Source organism: Parasalinivibrio latis (genome assembly GCF_036825535.1).
Classification (GTDB): Bacteria; Pseudomonadota; Gammaproteobacteria; order Enterobacterales; family Vibrionaceae; genus Parasalinivibrio; species Parasalinivibrio latis.
In genome coordinates, this window is sequence record NZ_CP098812.1 from 431,155 (window position 1) to 450,243 (window position 19,089).

Consider the following 19,089-nt stretch of genomic DNA (forward strand, 5'->3'; position numbering starts at 1 on the left):
GGGGTACCCAAACCCTGGCACAGTGTCCCGTTCGTCTAGAGGCCTAGGACACCGCCCTTTCACGGCGGTAACAGGGGTTCGACTCCCCTACGGGACGCCACTTCATTGAAGTGAACGACGGGTCGTTAGCTCAGTCGGTAGAGCAGTTGGCTTTTAACCAATTGGTCGAAGGTTCGAATCCTTCACGACCCACCATCTTCCCCACAGAAGATGTAAAACTGTTTTGGTTCTGCTTTTTCAAAAGTGGAAACAAACCTGTGGGCGATTAGCTCAGTTGGGAGAGCACCTCCCTTACAAGGAGGGGGTCACTGGTTCGAGCCCGGTATCGCCCACCACTTTTCTCTTCTTCTGCGTTATGAATCTCGTCGTTTAGTAAACTAAACGTCCTCGAATCATGCCTTGAATAAGAAAAAAGAAATATGGGGCTATAGCTCAGCTGGGAGAGCGCTTGCATGGCATGCAAGAGGTCGACGGTTCGATCCCGTCTAGCTCCACCACTCTTTAAGCGCATTTGCAAAAGTGTCCTTAGAAAGTGGTTCCTTGTCTCTTGTAGACACCGAAACACATGCTCTTTAACAATCTGGAAAGCTGACTAGTAATTCAATCGAAAGATTGGATTGTTTGCGAAAGCAAACAAGTTCTCAAAGCAAACACATTCAAGTGTTTTGGTAGTGCTTTAAGCACAACTCAATTTGAGTACGGCGAAAACCAAATCTTGGTCCGCGTATGACTCGAAACTCCTTCGGGTTGTATGGTTAAGTGACTAAGCGTACACGGTGGATGCCTTGGCAGTCAGAGGCGATGAAGGACGTATTAACTTGCGATAAGCCCAGATAAGGCAGTAAAAGCCACTTGAGTCTGGGATGTCCGAATGGGGAAACCCACTGGCATAAGCCAGTATCGCTGCGTGAATACATAGCGCAGCGAGGCGAACCGGGAGAACTGAAACATCTAAGTACCCCGAGGAAAAGAAATCAACTGAGATTCCGGCAGTAGCGGCGAGCGAACCCGGATTAGCCCTTAAGCGTTTTAAGTGTTAGTGGAAGCCTCTGGAAAGTGGCGCGATACAGGGTGACAGCCCCGTACACGACAATGCTTTTAGCGTGAAAACGAGTAGGACGGGACACGTGTTATCTTGTCTGAAGATGGGGGGACCATCCTCCAAGGCTAAATACTCCTGACTGACCGATAGTGAACCAGTACCGTGAGGGAAAGGCGAAAAGAACCCCTGTGAGGGGAGTGAAATAGAACCTGAAACCGTGTACGTACAAGCAGTGGGAGCCCACTTGTTGGGTGACTGCGTACCTTTTGTATAATGGGTCAGCGACTTAATTTCAGTAGCAAGGTTAACCGCATAGGGGAGCCGTAGGGAAACCGAGTCTTAACTGGGCGTGCAGTTGCTGGAATTAGACCCGAAACCGAGTGATCTAGCCATGGGCAGGTTGAAGATTGAGTAACATCAATTGGAGGACCGAACCGACTAATGTTGAAAAATTAGCGGATGACTTGTGGCTAGGGGTGAAAGGCCAATCAAACTCGGAGATAGCTGGTTCTCCCCGAAAGCTATTTAGGTAGCGCCTCGGACGAATACTACTGGGGGTAGAGCACTGTTAAGGCTAGGGGGTCATCCCGACTTACCAACCCTTTGCAAACTCCGAATACCAGTAAGTACTATCCGGGAGACACACGGCGGGTGCTAACGTCCGTCGTGGAGAGGGAAACAACCCAGACCGCCAGCTAAGGTCCCAAAGTTATCGCTAAGTGGGAAACGATGTGGGAAGGCCCAGACAGCCAGGATGTTGGCTTAGAAGCAGCCATCATTTAAAGAAAGCGTAATAGCTCACTGGTCGAGTCGGCCTGCGCGGAAGATGTAACGGGGCTAAGCGATACACCGAAGCTGCGGCAATGCGATTAATCGTATTGGGTAGGGGAGCGTTCTGTAAGCGGCTGAAGGTGCACTGTAAGGTGTGCTGGACGTATCAGAAGTGCGAATGCTGACATGAGTAACGACAAAGGGGGTGAAAAACCTCCTCGCCGGAAGACCAAGGGTTCCTGTCCAACGTTAATCGGGGCAGGGTGAGTCGGCCCCTAAGGCGAGGCCGAAAGGCGTAGTCGATGGGAAACGGGTTAATATTCCCGTACTGCTGATAACTGCGATGGGGGGACGGAGAAGGCTAGGTGGGCCGGGCGACGGTTGTCCCGGTTCAAGGGTGTAGGCTGAGAAATTAGGTAAATCCGGTTTCTCTTAAGGCTGAGACCTGATGTCGAGCCACTACGGTGGTGAAGTCATTGATGCCATGCTTCCAGGAAAAGCCTCTAAGCTTCAGGTTATCAGTAACCGTACCCCAAACCGACACAGGTGGTCGGGTAGAGAATACCAAGGCGCTTGAGAGAACTCGGGTGAAGGAACTAGGCAAAATGGTACCGTAACTTCGGGAGAAGGTACGCTGCCCTTGGTGAAGTCCCTTGCGGATGGAGCTGAAGGCAGTCGCAGATACCAGGTGGCTGCAACTGTTTATTAAAAACATAGCACTGTGCAAATTCGAAAGAAGACGTATACGGTGTGACGCCTGCCCGGTGCCGGAAGGTTAATTGATGGGGTTAGTCTTCGGATGAAGCTCTTGATCGAAGCCCCGGTAAACGGCGGCCGTAACTATAACGGTCCTAAGGTAGCGAAATTCCTTGTCGGGTAAGTTCCGACCTGCACGAATGGCGTAATGATGGCCACGCTGTCTCCACCCGAGACTCAGTGAAATTGAAATCGCAGTGAAGATGCTGTGTACCCGCGGCTAGACGGAAAGACCCCGTGAACCTTTACTACAGCTTGGCACTGAACATTGAGCCTACATGTGTAGGATAGGTGGGAGGCTTTGAAGCGGTGACGCCAGTTGCCGTGGAGCCATCCTTGAAATACCACCCTTGTATGTTTGATGTTCTAACTTGGCCCCGTTATCCGGGGTGAGGACAGTGCCTGGTGGGTAGTTTGACTGGGGCGGTCTCCTCCCAAAGAGTAACGGAGGAGCACGAAGGTGGGCTAATCACGGTCGGACATCGTGAGGTTAGTGCAATGGCATAAGCCCGCTTGACTGCGAGAATGACGGTTCGAGCAGGTGCGAAAGCAGGTCATAGTGATCCGGTGGTTCTGAATGGAAGGGCCATCGCTCAACGGATAAAAGGTACTCCGGGGATAACAGGCTGATACCGCCCAAGAGTTCATATCGACGGCGGTGTTTGGCACCTCGATGTCGGCTCATCACATCCTGGGGCTGAAGTCGGTCCCAAGGGTATGGCTGTTCGCCATTTAAAGTGGTACGCGAGCTGGGTTTAGAACGTCGTGAGACAGTTCGGTCCCTATCTGCCGTGGGCGTTGGAGAATTGAGAGGGGCTGCTCCTAGTACGAGAGGACCGGAGTGGACGAACCTCTGGTGTTCGGGTTGTCACGCCAGTGGCATTGCCCGGTAGCTAAGTTCGGAATCGATAACCGCTGAAAGCATCTAAGCGGGAAGCGAGCCTCAAGATGAGTTCTCCCTGACACTTTAAGTGTCCTAAAGGGTTGTCGGAGACTACGACGTAGATAGGCAGGGTGTGTAAGCGCTGTGAGGCGTTGAGCTAACCTGTACTAATTGCCCGTGAGGCTTAACCATACAACACCCAAGGGGTTTTGTGCGTACTCAAGAGAATCAAACATCTTGAATGTGTAAGAGAACACGCTAGAAGACATCAGCTTTCAAGATTGTACCGAATTTGTCTGGCGACCATAGCATTGTGGCTCCACCTGAACCCATGCCGAACTCAGAAGTGAAACGCAATAGCGCCGATGGTAGTGTGGGGTCTCCCCATGTGAGAGTAGGACATCGCCAGGCTTTAAATACCGCCAGAAAGGCCATCCGAAAGGATGGCCTTTTTGCGTTTGGGGCACAGGCTGACACAGACAGCACTACGCGGGCGTTACGGATGGCCTTTATGCCGGTATACAAGGAGGTGTCCTCTCCCGCGGTCGCCCGTCCACGTCCGTGGGGCCATCCAGGTCGTGGCATAGCCACTCCCGTTCCGAAAGCACCCGTCGCATGCGCCGGAAGGCGTGCTTTCTCCACCCCCATGTGAGAGTAGGACATCGCCAGCCTCCAAATTGGTTTTCATCTTTTTAGAAAAAAGATGAAGGCAAAAAAGTAGAAGAAGCCCTGATCTGACGGTCAGGGCTTTTTTGCGTTTGGGGAAAAGAAACCGGACCTGGGAAGACAAGGTCCTGGGACAATAGTAGGGAAGAGCAGTGGCGCGTACGGAGTGTTGCGTAGCGAGAAAAAGCCTTGTGCAGCTTTCGCCGACCCCATACATTTTCTCGCCTCTCGCCTCTCGCCTCTCGCCTCTCGCCTCTCGCCAGAATTTCAATATTTTTGCCAATTCTTTATCTTGTTTCTTGATTCATAAGGTTGACCCCTTATCCTGTCCCGATTGAGAAAGTAAGCGCCTAAATCCGTCCTGATAGGATGTTCAAATTCAGGGAAACATGTCTTGATTAAACATGCGATCAAAGTACTGCCGCTATTGGTAGTCACTCTCCTTTTTTCTGTTTCCAGCACCTATGCTGCTGAAAATCATCATCGTCCAACTATTGCATTGGTTTTGGGGGGCGGTGGAGCCAAAGGTGCCGCACATGCCGGGGTGCTGAAAGCGCTCGAAGAGATGCATATACCGGTTGATTATGTCACTGGGACAAGTATGGGGGCATATATTGGCGGCCTGTATGCAACCGGGATGAGCGCCGATGAGATAAAGGTGCTGATGGATACCATGCACTGGAACGAGGGATACCAGGACAAGGTTGCCAGGGGGGACCGCCGTATCGGAGACAAAGACTTCGAAGACCGGTACAACATCCAGACAGATTTTGGTTTTGACCTGAAAGGATTCAAAACACCGAAAGGTGTAGTACAGGGCCAGTCCATGGCGCGTTTGCTGCGCGAGTCTACCAACAACCTTCCTTCGCTAAAAAGTTTTAATGATCTTGTGATCCCTTTCAGGGCTGTTGCTACAGACATCGTCCATATGAAGCCAGTGGTGATAGATCACGGCCTACTGACCAATGCCATGCAAGCCAGTATGTCTGTGCCGGGTGCCCTGCCTCCTTTCAAGTGGGAGGGGATGCTTCTGGTTGATGGCGGTTCGGTTAATAACCTGCCGGTAGATGTTGCTAAAGCTCTAGGGGCGGATATTGTCATTGCAGTGGATATCAGTACAGATTACCTGAAAGCGGATCAGCTTGATTCCTACTTTGCCGTTTCTGGTCAGTTGGTGAATTTCCTTGTCAGGCAGAGTGCTGAAAAGCAGATGGAGCTTATGTCTCCTGAAGATATTCTCCTTAGGCCCGATGTCGGTGATATGGAGACCACTGAGTTTAATCGTGTCCCTGAGGCCTACGAAAAAGGTTATGAGGCAACAAAACAGGCCTTTTCTCAATTGAAAAAACTGAGCCTGACAGCAGGTGAATACCAGGCCTATGTGGAAGAAAAGCAACTTCGCAGGCGGACACTTTACAAGAGGGATGGAATCCAGATAGACAGGATCGTTATCCATAACCACACATCCCTGTCAGATGATGTCCTTACCAGCAGGCTGAATCTGAAAACGGGCCCTCTGAATGCCAAGAAGCTGGAAAGTGCAGTCAATAACCTGTACGCATTGGACCGGTTTGAAACCATCCGTTACCACGTTGAGCCAAGCAAAGAAGGAAATGAATTGGTGGTCGACGTAGAGGAAAAAAGTTGGGGTCCAAACTACGTTGATTTTAGGTTTGCCATTGAAGACAACTTTGAGACACCAACCAACTACTCATTGGGAGTAGGGATTATTTCAACCGGGCTAAGTGATTACGGTGCAGAATTAAGAACCCGGCTTGAGTTGGGTACAGAAAAGCTGGCTTATACAACGCTTTATTATCCGCTGACAGCTGATCAGCAGTTTTTTGCCTCACTGGGTGGCGGGTATGCGGTAACACAACGGATTATAACCCTTTATGACGGTGAACGTCCGCCACCACAAAGTGGGAAATATGATGGTTTTTATTGGTTTAACAGTCGCTATGAAGACTGGCAGGGTGAGGCTGCGTTGGGATGGCAACCTAAGCTTTGGGCTGAGTTAAAATCGGGTATCCGCTACTTTGACGGCTCCGTCGAAGTGCCAGGCTCAAGCCTTGAAGGTACGTTTACTCGCCGCCAGGGGTTTGTGAACGTTAAGGTTGATACGCTGGACAGTCTGTATTTCCCAACCCAAGGGCAATACTTCAGTGCGGAGTACGGCGTCAGTGATGATGTCAGTCATTCTTTCGGCTCCCGGGATCATGAAACTACTGAACAGGTGGATCTCAGTTACCGTATTGCAGGCTCAGTTGGACGGCATACATTTTCTGTCAGGGCACAGTATGGGGAACTGTTGTCAAAAGAGAGTAATTTGCTGATTGGGCCTAAAGATCTCGGTGGATTCCTCAATTTATCCGGTATTCCCAAAAACAGCATGTCAGGGAACAATATTGCCTTTGGATCCTTGGTATACCGCTACCGGTTGTTTGATAACGACTTTGGTCTATTCCGGTCACCGGTTTACCTTGGGACATCTTTGGAATATGGAAGTGTGTGGAACAACCCAGATTACACTTTTAAGGATATACCTTTTTACACGGCAGGCAGTATATTTGCTGGGATTGACTCACCTGTGGGGCCGCTAACCGTCGCCTATGGAGCAATGGAAGGAGGCTATCATTCCTTCTATGTGATTCTGGGTGCAGATTTCTGATTTATTGGCCTTTAGTCAAATGTTTTGAAAGCTGTGCAGATTTTAATTTTTAGTTAAAAGTGCTATGCTGCTGCCGCGGTTACGATTTCGCCATCTTATGCCCGACCTCGGCAGCGCCCAACACGTCAATCTGACCATTACAGGCCCTCGCCGATATTTGCGAGCAGCAGGAAGCAATCTACCGAGTGACCGATTAACAGTCATTTCCAAGGATGTTCAGCCGCGACGGCTGAACCGTGAAAAGAGGAAATAGTCGTGCTTGAAGCCTACCGTAAACACGTCGAAGAACGTGCTGCCCAAGGAATTGTCCCGAAACCACTGGATGCAGATCAGACTGCAGGCCTGGTTGAATTACTCAAAACCCCGCCTGCCGGCGAGGAAACAGTACTGCTGGACCTGTTGGAAAACAGAATTCCGCCAGGTGTTGATGAAGCCGCATACGTAAAAGCCGGATTTCTGGCAGCCGTAGCACGCGGAGAAACATCATCACCGCTGGTCAGCAAAGAAAAAGCCGTTGAGTTGCTGGGTACCATGCAGGGTGGTTACAACATTGAACCACTGATTCAACTGCTGGATGATGACACCCTTGCACCTCTTTCTGCGACAGCTCTTTCCCATACCCTCCTGATGTTCGATGCTTTCTACGATGTTGAAGAAAAAGCGAAAGCAGGGAACCAGTACGCCAAACAGGTTATGCAATCCTGGGCGGAAGCAGAGTGGTTCAAAGCCAAGAAAGAGCTGCCAGAGAAGATTACCGTCACCGTGTTTAAAGTAACCGGTGAAACCAATACTGATGACCTGTCTCCGGCTCCGGATGCGTGGTCACGCCCTGATATTCCTCTGCATGCGTTGGCAATGCTGAAGAATGCGCGTGATGGTATTGAGCCTGATCAGGCTGGTGCTATTGGCCCAATCAAGCAAATTGAAGCACTGCAGGAAAAAGGATTCCCACTGGCTTACGTCGGTGATGTTGTTGGTACCGGTTCTTCCCGTAAGTCAGCAACTAACTCTGTGCTGTGGTTTATGGGTGAAGACCTGCCGGGTGTACCAAACAAGAAAGGCGGTGGTGTATGCCTGGGTGGCAAGATTGCCCCGATCTTCTTCAACACCATGGAAGATGCCGGTGCACTGCCAATTGAGGTTGACGTCAGCAAACTGGGTATGGGGGATGTTATCGATATCTTCCCGTACGAAGGTAAGGTGACTAACCATGACTCTGGTGAAGTCCTTGCTGAGTTCAAGCTCAAAACCGATGTGCTGATTGATGAAGTGCGTGCCGGTGGCCGTATTCCTCTTATCATTGGCCGTGGCTTGACTGACCGAGCACGTGAAGCACTGGGTTTGAGCCCATCTGAAGAATTCCGTCGTCCTCAGCCGGTTGCCGATTCTGGTAAAGGCTTTACGCTGGCACAGAAGATGGTGGGTAAGGCATGTGGTGTTGAGGGCATCCGCCCAGGCACGTACTGTGAGCCTAAGATGACCACCGTAGGTTCACAGGACACCACTGGGCCGATGACCCGTGATGAGCTGAAAGACCTTGCCTGTCTTGGCTTCTCTGCTGATCTGGTTATGCAGTCGTTCTGCCATACATCAGCCTACCCTAAGCCTGTAGATGTGCAAACTCACCACACGCTGCCTGATTTCATCATGAACCGTGCCGGTGTTGCGCTCCGCCCGGGTGATGGCGTTATCCACTCATGGCTGAACCGCATGCTGTTGCCAGATACAGTAGGCACAGGCGGTGATTCCCACACCCGTTTCCCTCTGGGTATTTCTTTCCCTGCGGGCTCCGGCCTGGTTGCGTTCGCAGCCGCTACCGGTGTGATGCCTTTGGATATGCCTGAATCTATACTGGTTCGCTTCAAGGGTGAGATGCAACCGGGTATCACACTGCGTGACCTGGTGCATGCCATCCCTTACTACGCGATTCAGCAAGGTCTGCTGACTGTCGAGAAAGCGGGCAAGATCAATGCGTTCTCTGGCCGTATCCTTGAGATTGAAGGCCTGAACAACCTGACTGTAGAGCAGGCATTTGAACTGTCTGATGCATCTGCTGAGCGTTCAGCAGCTGGCTGTACTATTAAGCTGTCGCCAGAGTCGATTGCTGAATACTTACAGTCCAACATTGTGATGCTCAAGTGGATGATCTCTGAAGGTTATGGCGACCGCCGTACCATTGAGCGCCGTATTGCAGGTATGGAAGCGTGGCTGGCTAACCCTGAGCTGATGGAAGCAGATTCTGATGCAGAGTATGCAGAAGTGATCGAAATCGATCTGGCAGATGTAAAAGAGCCAATTCTGTGTGCACCGAACGATCCGGATGATGCCCGCCTGCTGTCTGACGTTGCCGGTGACAAGGTGGATGAAGTCTTTATCGGAAGCTGTATGACCAACATTGGCCATTTCCGTGCTGCCGGTAAGCTGCTCGACAAATTCGGTGGTTCCCTGAGTACTCGCATGTGGGTTGCTCCGCCGACCAAGATGGACCGGGACCAACTGACTGAGGAAGGTTATTACGGTATTTACGGTCGTGCCGGTGTTCGTATTGAGACCCCGGGATGTTCTCTGTGTATGGGTAACCAGGCCCGAGTTGCTGACAAGGCAACCGTACTGTCTACCTCCACCCGTAACTTCCCTAACCGATTGGGTACCGGAGCCAATGTTTACCTGTCTTCAGCTGAGCTGGCTGCAGTAGGTGCGATTCTTGGCCGTATCCCGTCTGTTGAGGAGTACCAGGAGTACGCCAAGCAGATCAATGCGACAGCGGCGGATACCTACCGTTACCTCAACTTCCACCTGATGGGTCAGTACACCAAGAAGGCGGAAGAAGTGATCATCCAGCAAGCGGTTTAATCCAAGCTGGGATCGAAAGAAGCGGCCAAGTGCCGCTTCTTTTTTTACATCCTTGAAGAGCCTTCCTATCCGATATGCACCGCCATTTTCATTAACCGAGCAATATTTTCCGCTGTCCTTTCCAGATTTCTGGCTCCGTCATCCAGAGCTTCATCAAGAGACATGACTCTCGGTGTAATGCTAAATATCGCATCAATACCGTGCTCGCTGACGATCTGACTGTCATCCGATACTGCGCCGGCAATGCCGATTACCGGAAGCCCGTGGAGCTTTGCTGCTTTTGCCACGCCAATCGGTGTTTTGCCGTGAACAGTCTGGCTGTCGATCCTTCCTTCCCCTGTGATGACCAGATCGGCGTCTGCGAGATAGTTGTGGAGGCGGACAGTTTCAATCACAATTTCAACACCCGGCCGCAGGCTTGCACCGAATATACCCGCAAGTGCAGCCCCCAGCCCACCGGCAGCACCTGCCCCAGGGATACTGGCGATATCGCAGTTCAGCTGTTTTTCAACCACCGATGCGTAATGACTGAGGTTGGAGTCCAAAATGGCCACCATCTCATCAGTAGCCCCCTTTTGAGGGCCAAAGATTGTTGATGCCCCATTTGGCCCGCAAAGCGGATTGTCAACATCACAGGCAACGTCAATTTGGACTTTCTTGATGCGGGGATCCAGACCGGAAAGATTGATCGTGTCAAGCTTGCCCAAAGCTCCCCCTCCTGGATTCAGATCATTCCCCTCTCCATCCAGCAGCCTGGCTCCCAGTGCGCAGGCCATGCCGGCACCACCATCATTGGTAGCACTTCCACCCAGGCCAATAATGATATGGCTGACACCTTTATCCAAAGCTGCAAGGATAAGCTCGCCTGTCCCTTGACTGGATGTCAGCAGAGGGTTTCGTTGAGCTATTGGAACTAGATGGAGGCCGGATGCGGCTGCCATCTCAATGACAGCCGTCTGCCCGTCTCCGCTGATCCCGAAGAAAGCCTCAACCTGCTCACCCAATGGGCCGGTAACCTTGACCGGAATAACCGAGCCTCCCAATGCATCGACCATGCTCTGTACTGTGCCTTCACCGCCATCTGCCATAGGGATTCGGGTGTATTTTGCCTCAGGGATGATGCGGCGAAATCCTGCCTCGATAGCCTGGGCAGCGTCGCTGGCACTCAGGCTTTCTTTGAATGAGTCCGGGCAAATAACGATATGGGTCATAGGAGGGCTCCTTCATGCGAACGTTTCAATAACAACAGACCGGCCATGGAATGAGTGGCAGAAATGACTGCGCTGACATTCATTGTTATCTATTCATTGGGGTTTGAATATGGACAAGAATACAAAAATCACGGATTAATCAGCCAAATTTTTGTGTTTTATAACAATTTAGCTGGGTGGGAATGCCAGGATCACGCAGCCATACAGGAGTGCACGGTGCTGAAAGTTTGCTAAGTTGATTTGGCAAATTTCTTCAACCCGGTTGAGTCGATAGCGCAAACTGTTGGGGTGAATGGCAAGCTGTTTAGCTGCCAACTCGCTGTTGCAGTCGTTGGAGAACCAGATCCTGGCCGTTGCGAGAAGATCCGGGCCTCTCTCATGGAGTTGACTGAGTATCCGGTTTACTTCCCGTTGTTGCCAATCCAGATTCGGGCATAACAGAAGCGATGCCAGTTGCAAGTTGTCATAATAATAGACTCTGCTTTTTGGGTTCAGCTTAAGCCCAGCAGCGAGTGCTCCCTGGGCGGCGGCAAATTGGCCGGGTACTGTAAAGTTGCCAGCCGGGCTGTAGGCAATATGAGTTGCCTTGCCATCGACCAATAACAGTTTTTCCAGTATCTGTTGCTGTTGCTCCCATCGTGTTGAAAGTGTGGAAGGTGTTTTTCCTGAAAGAGGTATGGCGATGACGAGTGTTTGCGGGTCAAGACGGGCAAACAGCCATTCCCCGGATTTATGATCCAATCTATCAAGTAACTGCTTTGGATCGCAGGAGGCATCAAAGCGGCACAGTGCAATACCCTGGGGTTGGTCGATATCCTTTTGCAATCGCACAGCCAGGGCTTTCAGGTGCTCAGGCTCTGCCGATGTATCAATCCACTGAAGCAACAGTTCCTGCCGGCTTTGTTGGTTCCAGCTAACCCTTTCTAGCAGGTAGGCGTGTTCTACCGTCATTTCCGCCGCCATCCGAACCAGTTCCCCGTATTGGCGGATGTCTTCCGGTTCGCCAGAGATCCCGATGATGCCGATTACCTCGTCATGGAAAAATATAGGGAGGTTAACACCGGGCTTTACGCCGCTCATTTCCTTGGACATAGCCCCGGTGATTTCCACCGTCCGCCCGGCAGAAAGAGCAACAATGGCGCCTTCGTGTTTTTGTTGCAAACGTGCCGGATTGCTCGATGCAATAATGTACCCGGCGGTGTCCATTACATTAATGGCGTAATTAATGATCTTCTGGGCCCGCAATACAATCTGTTGGGCCAATCTTGCGTCTATCTGCATGGGTGGAGTCATTCCCTGTATTCCTGACAGATAGAGGTGTAATGCATGTAGGGCAATCCGTAAACCCCGGGCTTGGAAGAGTTTGCGCCAGTAAAAAACTTTATTGTCCGTATGCTTGCAAATCCGAACCGGAGTCGCAAAATGGCGCCCGGCATTAAATACCGGCAGGAGGATGCGTGGACTACGAATTTCGCCGTAATAATTTAGATGACAGCTACCGGGCCCAGTTTTCCATGGGGCATGAAGCGCTGGGGCGCTGGCTGACAGATGAAGTTGGCCGGGATAAAGAAAAAATCCAGCTCGTGTTGGGAAAGCTCCATGAAATGAAAGACCAGGTATCGGAATGGCGGCTGGTCGGTGAGGAGCTGACATTGGTCCTGAGTGACAATGAAGCTTTGGTCCAGGACAACAGACTGTTTTCCGAAGGCGATGATGATCTGGAAGACGACATGCACTATTACGACGAAGAAAATATTGCACTGTGTGGCTTCGAGGACTTAATCGACGTTCTAGAGGCATGGCAGGCGTTTTTGTCTAAATACTGAATAGTTCAAGGGCGGTAATTTACCTGCACTGATTTTGCCCAATACCTGAATCAACGGCGCACCACTTTGGTGCGCCGTTTTTGTTTGTTTTTATATGGGTAAATTAACCTTATGAAATTATTGGTAATTTATTTTTGGCACGGAGCTTGTAACCGGTAAGTGTGTAAGTTGTTCGTGGGAATTTTCTGAGGGAGCAGGTAATGAAACTGATAACAGCAATTATCAAACCGTTCAAATTGGACGATGTGCGCGAAGCGTTATCCGATGTTGGTGTAGATGGTATGACCGTCTCGGAAGTCAAAGGATTTGGCCGACAGAAGGGACACACGGAATTGTACCGCGGCGCAGAATACCAGGTGGATTTCCTGCCCAAAGTTAAATTGGAAATTGCAGCGCGTGCAGAAAATGTCGATGACGTCGTCGAGGCCATCGCCAAAGCGTCACACACAGGAAAGATAGGTGACGGCAAAATTTTTGTTTATGACCTCCAGCAGGCAGTACGTATTCGTACCGGTGAGCTGGATTCAGAAGCACTTTAACTTTCACAAGGAGCCGTGACTATGGAACTGACAACAACAGTAACAGAACTCAGGTATGCCCTGGACACTTTTTTCTTCCTTATTTCAGGGGCGTTGGTTATGTGGATGGCGGCCGGGTTCGCCATGTTGGAAGCGGGCCTTGTCCGCTCAAAAAATACAACGGAGATCCTGACCAAGAACGTCTGCCTCTACGCCATTGCATGTACCATGTACCTGCTGATTGGCTACAACATTATGTATGTCGACAACGGTGAAGGTGGCTGGTTGCCGTCCATCGGAGCACTGATTGGCACACAGGGTGAAGGTGCTGACCACTCGCTGGAGTCGGATTTCTTCTTCCAGGTTGTCTTTGTTGCAACTGCAATGTCTGTGGTGTCCGGCGCCGTGGCTGAGCGAATGAAACTGTGGGCTTTCCTTATTTTCTCTGTCGTACTGACTGGCTTTATCTACCCGGTTGAGGGTTATTGGACCTGGGGCGGCGGTTTCCTGTCAGAAGCGGGATTCAGTGACTTTGCCGGTTCCGGTATCGTACACATGGCTGGTGCTGCAGCGGCACTGGCTGGCGTCCTCCTCCTGGGTGCACGAAAGGGTAAATATGGAAAGAACGGTGCCATTTACCCGATTCCGGGTTCAAACATGCCGCTGGCAACCCTGGGTACCTTTATCCTTTGGTTCGGTTGGTTCGGCTTTAACGGCGGCTCGCAACTGATGGTTTCAGACTTTGAAAACGCAACCGCTGTCGGACAGATCTTCCTAAACACCAACGCAGCAGCAGCTGCAGGCGCTATTGCAGCACTGGGTATCTGTAAAACAACCTGGGGCAAGGCTGACCTGACCATGGTGCTCAACGGAGCCCTTGCCGGACTGGTTGCCATTACTGCTGACCCGCTGTCCCCTTCACCGGTATCTGCACTCATCATCGGTTTGATTGCCGGTGTGCTGGTGGTCTTCAGCATCGTTGCGCTGGATAAGGTGAAGATTGATGACCCTGTAGGTGCCATTTCTGTGCACGGCGTGTGTGGACTGTTTGGCCTGATGGTTGTGCCTTTCAGCAATGCTGATGCCAGCTTTGTCGCTCAGTTGTTTGGTGCTGTGGTTATCTTTGCCTGGGTATTCGGTTGTAGCCTGGTTGTGTGGGGAATTCTCAAGGCGACTATGGGTATCCGAGTCAGTGAAGAAGAAGAGATGGCAGGAATGGACCTTCACGACTGTGGTGTTGATGCCTACCCGGAGTTTGTCAGCCTGAAGTAATACCTGTCACACAATACGCAACAGTTACACTTTGATACAAACCCCGTGAGACATTCACGGGGTTTTTTATTTTCATGATCTTGCGTCGGGGATGATGATGGGTATACTAACGAAAGTGATAAACATTATCATTTCATTTCGTAACAGGGATTAACAATGAAAAAAATGCTGTCTTCCGTGGCGCTGATGTTAGGTATGGTTTCTGGCACTGCGACCGCTGCTGAGGAAGTGAACGTCTATTCTTACCGTCAGCCGTTCCTGATTGAACCTATGCTTAACGAATTTACCAAGGAAACCGGCATTAAGGTAAACATCAAGTTTGCCAAAAAAGGCCTTGCTGAAAAATTGGAGCAGGAAGGTGAATACAGCCCTGCTGACGTAGTTCTGACTGTAGACATTGCCCGCCTGTCTGAGCTGGTAAACAAAGATCTTGTCCAGCCGGTAGACAGCAAGGTGATTGACGAAAATGTACCCGCTCAGTTTCGCGATGATGAAGATAAGTGGTTTGCCCTGACCCTGCGTGCCCGCTCAGTTTACTCTTCCCGTGACCGTGTTGGCCGCCTGGCAGAAGATTTTGACTACCTGAATCTTGCTGATCCCCAGTGGAAAGGAAAGATTTGTACCCGTTCAGGTAAGCACCCTTACAACGTATCCCTGGTGTCTGCGATGATTGCGCACCATGGTGAAGCAAAAACCAAACAGTGGCTGGAAGGTGTAAAAGCGAACCTGGCACGTAAGCCGCAGGGCAACGACCGTGCTCAGGTTAAGGCGATTTCTGAAGGCCTGTGTGATCTGTCCCTGGGTAACAGTTACTACCTGGGCAAAATGATCAATGACGAGAAGCAAAAGCCTTGGGCCGATTCAGTTTACCTGAACTTTGTTGGTCAGAAGGACTTTGGCACTCACGTCAACGTCAGTGGCATGGCTATGGCGAAATATGCGCCGAACAAAGATAACGCACAAAAATTGATGGAGTTTCTGACATCAGATACTGCTCAGGAGATGTATGCAGAAGTGAACTATGAGCACCCGGTTAAACAGGATGTAAAAGCCTCTGAGCTGGTGGCATCTTGGGGTGAGTTCCGTGCAGACGATATCTCATTGGATGACATTGCCAACAACCACGAAAAAGCTGTTAAGTTGCTGGATGAAGTCAAATTTGACCTGTAAACAAAAGGCAAAGGGTTGTACCCTTTGCCTTTAATTTTTGTTGTGATGTTGTAGGTTAATGCAAGACAACAATATATTTTTCAAAACCGGCAGTTGGGTGTTTTCCCTGCTGCTGGTTTTTCCCGTTCTGGCGATTTTCTATACCGCATTAGGGGGCATTGATGATGTCTTTGCCCATCTGATGTCCACTGTGCTGCCTACCTATGTAGCTAATACGGTCTGGCTGGCTATTGGTGTTGTGGGGCTTGCCCTGCTTTTGGGGATTCCTACTGCCTGGCTGATGGCGCGATACAAGGTGCCTGGTGAGCATGTATTGCAATGGGCCCTGGTGTTGCCATTGGCTGTCCCCGGATACATCATGGCGTATATCTACACCGACTGGTTCGATTTTGCCGGCCCTATACAGATATTCCTGCGTGATCTTTTCGGCTGGCAATCTGTCCATGATTATTGGTTTCCGGACTTGCGAACGCTTTATGGTGCCAGCTTTGTCCTGGCTTTGGTCCTTTACCCCTATGTTTATCTGCTTGCCAGAAGTGCCTTTATAGAACAGGGTGAAACGCTGACCCAGTCAGCCCGTCTGCTGGGTAAAACGCCGCTGCAGAGTTTCTTCCGCATTTCATTGCCATTGGCACGCCCGGCAATTGCAGTGGGAGCATCCCTGGTTGCCATGGAGGCAATCGGTGACTTTGGTACGGTCAGCTATTTTGCAGTAAATACACTGACAACAGCGGTATATGACACCTGGCTTGGGTATTCCAACCTCAACGCGGCCGCCAAAATTTCGGCCATTATGCTGTTGGTCATTTTTATGCTGATAAGTGCCGAGCGCCACAGCCGCCGGAAACAGAAACTCTATTCCCAGGGGGGCAATGCCAAACCTCTTGAGCGTCTGGAGTTGTCTGCCTGGGGAAAATGGCTGGCTGCAGGATGGTGCTGGGGGCTTGTGACCATCGCCTTTTTACTGCCGATGCTTCAGTTGGTTAACTATGCCTACGGTTACTGGGAAGAATCCTGGAGTAATGAATTCCTAGAGTACAGCCTGAACAGCCTGAATCTTTCTGTCGCGACAGCATTAGTTACAGTGGTGCTGGCATTGCTGGTGAATGTTTACCGCCGCCTGAGAGGAACGACAGCCAGTTTGGTACCCAGCCGCATTGCATCTACCGGCTATGCTGTACCGGGAACCGTATTGGCAATCGGGGTACTTATCGTCCTGACCAATGCGGATCACCTGATAAATGATGCAGCCCTGGCTTTGGGGTGGGGCAGACCCGGCCTTATTCTGTCTGGTACCATGTTTGCCGTACTGGCGGCGTTTGTCGTCCGCTTTGCTGCCGTAGCGATTGGTTCGGTGGAGTCCGGATTGGCAAAAGTTTCACCCTCCCTGGATATGGCATCCAGGACAATGGGATGCAGCGCCACACAAATGTTGCGCCGCGTGCATTTGCCCCTAATCCGCCGTAGCTGCCTGATTGCCGGGCTTCTGGTTTTCATTGAATCTATGAAGGAATTGAACGCAGCAATCTTGCTAAGACCGTTCAATTTTGAAACCCTTGCTACTTATGTGTTTAATTTTGCCTCTGACGAGCACTTGGAGTTGGCGGCATTGCCTGCCATTTTGCTGGTTCTGGTTGGCCTGGTGCCACTGATATTGATAAACCGTTCCCTGGAGCAGACGCATTCATGAGTTGCACGCTTTCAATTAAAAACCTGACTTGTCGTTATAACGGCCAGGCTGTTCTGGATAACCTTTCGCTTGAAGTGGAGCGTGGGGAAATTGTGTGCCTTTTAGGCGCCAGCGGTTGTGGTAAAACCACGCTGCTCAAAGCCATTGCCGGATTGCTTCCGCTTGATGCAGGAAAGGTATCAGTAAACTGCCGCGTACTGAATGACGGTAAATTCAGTGAGCCCCCTGAAAAGCGTAATATTGGAATGATCTTCCAGGACTACGCCCTGTTTCCTCACCTGACGGTGGCTGAAAATATCATGTTTGGTATCAGCAAGTGGGAAAAAAACCGGGCCAAAGAGCAGGTGGCCAAGATGCTGCGACTGGTCCATCTTGAAGCTTTTGCTGAGCGTTACCCGCACCAGCTTTCCGGAGGGCAGCAGCAACGCGTCGCTATCGCACGTGCACTGGCATGTGAGCCGGAACTTTTGCTGTTGGACGAACCATTTTCAAATATCGATACCCAAGTGCGTCAGGAGCTTATCCGCGAAATCAGGAAGATATTTAAAAGCCAGGGTGTAACAGCGATATTTGTGACTCACAGCCGGGAAGAAGCCTTTGCGTTTTCCGACAAACTGGCAGTCATGAACGACGGGGTGATAGAGCAATTTGGCACCGCACCTGAGCTTTACTACAAACCAAGCTCGAGGTTTGTCGCCGATTTTCTGGGGGCAGGCTCCTATGTGCCGGTAACCCGTTCGGGGGACGACAGGCTGTCTTCGCCATTGGGCGAATGGGCAGCACCTTTAGGGGGCGCGAACGACGCACTGTGGCTTTTACGCCCGCAGAACCTGGCTATCAGTGCAAGCCCTGATGGTGACGGTGTGATTGATGAGATGCAGTTTATGGGAGATGCCTGCCGCTATGTGGTTGATGTGAACAACTGCAAGCTGGTGGTGTATTCGAACCTTATCCTGGCTGTGGGTGACCGGGTGGTGGTCTCAGTGATTAAACACGACCCAGTGCTGTTTGAAACGGCATAAAAATAGAAAAGAGCTGGCTTAGCCAGCTCTTTTTATCGCTTCAATACTGGGATATCGGTTTACACCATTTCACGCTTGGCATTACACAAATACTCAATGTATGTGCCGGCCTGAGCTTTCAACAGATCTTTATCCTGGTGACGGTTTGCCTGAAGGTAGATGACATAGGTGACCCCTTGAAGCAGCTGGGCCAAAAATTCTGGCTTTTCATTGCTTTGGACTTCACCGCGCTCAATGCCTTTTTCGAACATCCGGGTAATCAGCTCGAAGCTGGGCTGGTTACGCATGATAAATTGGTTCCAGACATTGTCTCGGATGGCAGTACTCCACTCATACCAGACGCGTACCCATTCTTTCTGGGCGATGGCATCGTCTATAAGGCTGCTCATCAAGTGTTCCAGACTGTCGCGTAGTGTTTTGTTCTCCGGGTCAACGCACTCACTGATGATGTTGCTGAACTCTGATTCGACACATTTCAGCACTTCATCGACCAAGTCTTCCCTTGTCGGGAAGTAGTTGAATACGGTGGCAACAGAAACATTGGCCAACTCAGCAATGTCGGCGTGACCTGCGCGACCGATTCCCCGGACAGAAAACACTTCCACAGCATGTTGCAATAGCTGCTCTTTGCGCTTCTTAGGGGAGAGACGGGTTCGAGTCTTCCTGGTGACAGTTTCCATAATTTTCCTTAATAGCCAACTATTCTTGGGTACCGCTAAATCCCTCAATCTAAAGAGA

Annotated in this window: 11 protein-coding genes, 4 tRNA genes and 2 rRNA genes; 14 read left to right on the forward strand and 3 right to left on the reverse strand. The window is 50.7% G+C overall.

All coding sequences use genetic code 11. The features are described 5' to 3' along the window. Positions 1 to 24: 24 nt before the first annotated feature. The 8 genes from NF212_RS02170 (at position 25) to acnB (ending at position 9,642) form a co-directional block, all read left to right on the forward strand. Positions 25 to 100, forward strand: a tRNA-Glu gene (locus NF212_RS02170). Between the two features lie 19 nt (positions 101 to 119). Continuing rightward, positions 120 to 195, forward strand: a tRNA-Lys gene (locus NF212_RS02175). Positions 196 to 259: 64 nt separating this feature from the next. Further along, positions 260 to 335, forward strand: a tRNA-Val gene (locus NF212_RS02180). Positions 336 to 421: 86 nt separating this feature from the next. Then, positions 422 to 497 (forward strand) — tRNA-Ala (locus tag NF212_RS02185). A gap of 256 nt (positions 498 to 753) precedes the next feature. After that, a 23S ribosomal RNA gene (locus NF212_RS02190) occupies positions 754 to 3,644 on the forward strand. Between the two features lie 103 nt (positions 3,645 to 3,747). Beyond that, a 5S ribosomal RNA gene (gene rrf, locus NF212_RS02195) occupies positions 3,748 to 3,863 on the forward strand. Between the two features lie 649 nt (positions 3,864 to 4,512). Beyond that, positions 4,513 to 6,789, forward strand: a complete 2,277-nt coding sequence (locus NF212_RS02200; protein WP_434358424.1) for a patatin-like phospholipase family protein — start codon at positions 4,513 to 4,515, stop codon at positions 6,787 to 6,789. A 255-nt stretch (positions 6,790 to 7,044) separates the two neighbouring features. Continuing rightward, complete coding sequence (gene acnB / locus NF212_RS02205) at positions 7,045 to 9,642, forward strand: bifunctional aconitate hydratase 2/2-methylisocitrate dehydratase (RefSeq protein ID WP_434358426.1); 2,598 nt, start codon at positions 7,045 to 7,047, stop codon at positions 9,640 to 9,642. Positions 9,643 to 9,707: 65 nt separating this feature from the next. On the opposite strand, the gene NF212_RS02210 is transcribed toward acnB, so the two are convergent. Both NF212_RS02210 and NF212_RS02215 read right to left on the reverse strand, forming a co-directional pair. Continuing rightward, complete coding sequence (locus NF212_RS02210; RefSeq protein ID WP_434358428.1) at positions 9,708 to 10,853, reverse strand: glycerate kinase; 1,146 nt, start codon at positions 10,851 to 10,853, stop codon at positions 9,708 to 9,710. Between the two features lie 168 nt (positions 10,854 to 11,021). Next, positions 11,022 to 12,146 (reverse strand): sugar diacid recognition domain-containing protein, encoded by a 1,125-nt coding sequence (locus tag NF212_RS02215; RefSeq protein ID WP_434358430.1) that lies wholly within the window; start codon positions 12,144 to 12,146, stop codon positions 11,022 to 11,024. Between the two features lie 164 nt (positions 12,147 to 12,310). Between NF212_RS02215 and NF212_RS02220 the strand changes: the two genes are divergently transcribed. The 6 genes from NF212_RS02220 (at position 12,311) to NF212_RS02245 (ending at position 18,351) form a co-directional block, all read left to right on the forward strand. Continuing rightward, the gene (locus NF212_RS02220) at positions 12,311 to 12,679 is read left to right on the forward strand and encodes a YacL family protein (protein WP_434358432.1); all 369 of its coding nucleotides are present in this window, start codon (positions 12,311 to 12,313) and stop codon (positions 12,677 to 12,679) included. Between the two features lie 200 nt (positions 12,680 to 12,879). Further along, on the forward strand, positions 12,880 to 13,218 hold the full coding sequence (glnK, locus tag NF212_RS02225) for a P-II family nitrogen regulator (protein WP_434358434.1): 339 nt from the start codon (positions 12,880 to 12,882) through the stop codon (positions 13,216 to 13,218). Between the two features lie 21 nt (positions 13,219 to 13,239). Next, the gene (locus NF212_RS02230; RefSeq protein WP_434358436.1) at positions 13,240 to 14,469 is read left to right on the forward strand and encodes an ammonium transporter; all 1,230 of its coding nucleotides are present in this window, start codon (positions 13,240 to 13,242) and stop codon (positions 14,467 to 14,469) included. 156 nt (positions 14,470 to 14,625) lie between these two features. After that, positions 14,626 to 15,639, forward strand: coding sequence for a Fe(3+) ABC transporter substrate-binding protein (locus NF212_RS02235; protein ID WP_434358438.1), 1,014 nt, complete (start codon positions 14,626 to 14,628; stop codon positions 15,637 to 15,639). 58 nt (positions 15,640 to 15,697) lie between these two features. Continuing rightward, complete coding sequence (locus tag NF212_RS02240; RefSeq protein WP_434358440.1) at positions 15,698 to 17,329, forward strand: ABC transporter permease; 1,632 nt, start codon at positions 15,698 to 15,700, stop codon at positions 17,327 to 17,329. Beyond that, entirely contained in the window at positions 17,326 to 18,351 is a 1,026-nt protein-coding gene (locus NF212_RS02245) for an ABC transporter ATP-binding protein (protein ID WP_434358442.1), read from the forward strand. The genes NF212_RS02240 and NF212_RS02245 overlap by 4 nt, the downstream gene beginning before the upstream one ends. Before the next feature lie 59 nt (positions 18,352 to 18,410). Here the strand turns inward: NF212_RS02245 and NF212_RS02250 are convergent, their stop codons facing one another. Then, positions 18,411 to 19,031, reverse strand: coding sequence for a TetR/AcrR family transcriptional regulator (locus NF212_RS02250; RefSeq protein ID WP_434358444.1), 621 nt, complete (start codon positions 19,029 to 19,031; stop codon positions 18,411 to 18,413). Positions 19,032 to 19,089: the final 58 nt, after the last annotated feature.

Excerpts from the sequence above, each read along its gene's own strand:
- NF212_RS02210 (WP_434358428.1), bottom strand. The coding sequence starts at position 10,853 with ATGACCCATATCGTTATTTGCCCGGACTCATTCAAAGAAAGCCTGAGT.
- NF212_RS02215 (WP_434358430.1), bottom strand. The coding sequence starts at position 12,146 with ATGACTCCACCCATGCAGATAGACGCAAGATTGGCCCAACAGATTGTA.
- glnK (WP_434358434.1), top strand. The coding sequence starts at position 12,880 with ATGAAACTGATAACAGCAATTATCAAACCGTTCAAATTGGACGATGTG.
- NF212_RS02230 (WP_434358436.1), top strand. The coding sequence starts at position 13,240 with ATGGAACTGACAACAACAGTAACAGAACTCAGGTATGCCCTGGACACT.
- NF212_RS02235 (WP_434358438.1), top strand. The coding sequence starts at position 14,626 with ATGAAAAAAATGCTGTCTTCCGTGGCGCTGATGTTAGGTATGGTTTCT.
- NF212_RS02240 (WP_434358440.1), top strand. The coding sequence starts at position 15,698 with ATGCAAGACAACAATATATTTTTCAAAACCGGCAGTTGGGTGTTTTCC.
- NF212_RS02245 (WP_434358442.1), top strand. The coding sequence starts at position 17,326 with ATGAGTTGCACGCTTTCAATTAAAAACCTGACTTGTCGTTATAACGGC.
- NF212_RS02250 (WP_434358444.1), bottom strand. The coding sequence starts at position 19,031 with ATGGAAACTGTCACCAGGAAGACTCGAACCCGTCTCTCCCCTAAGAAG.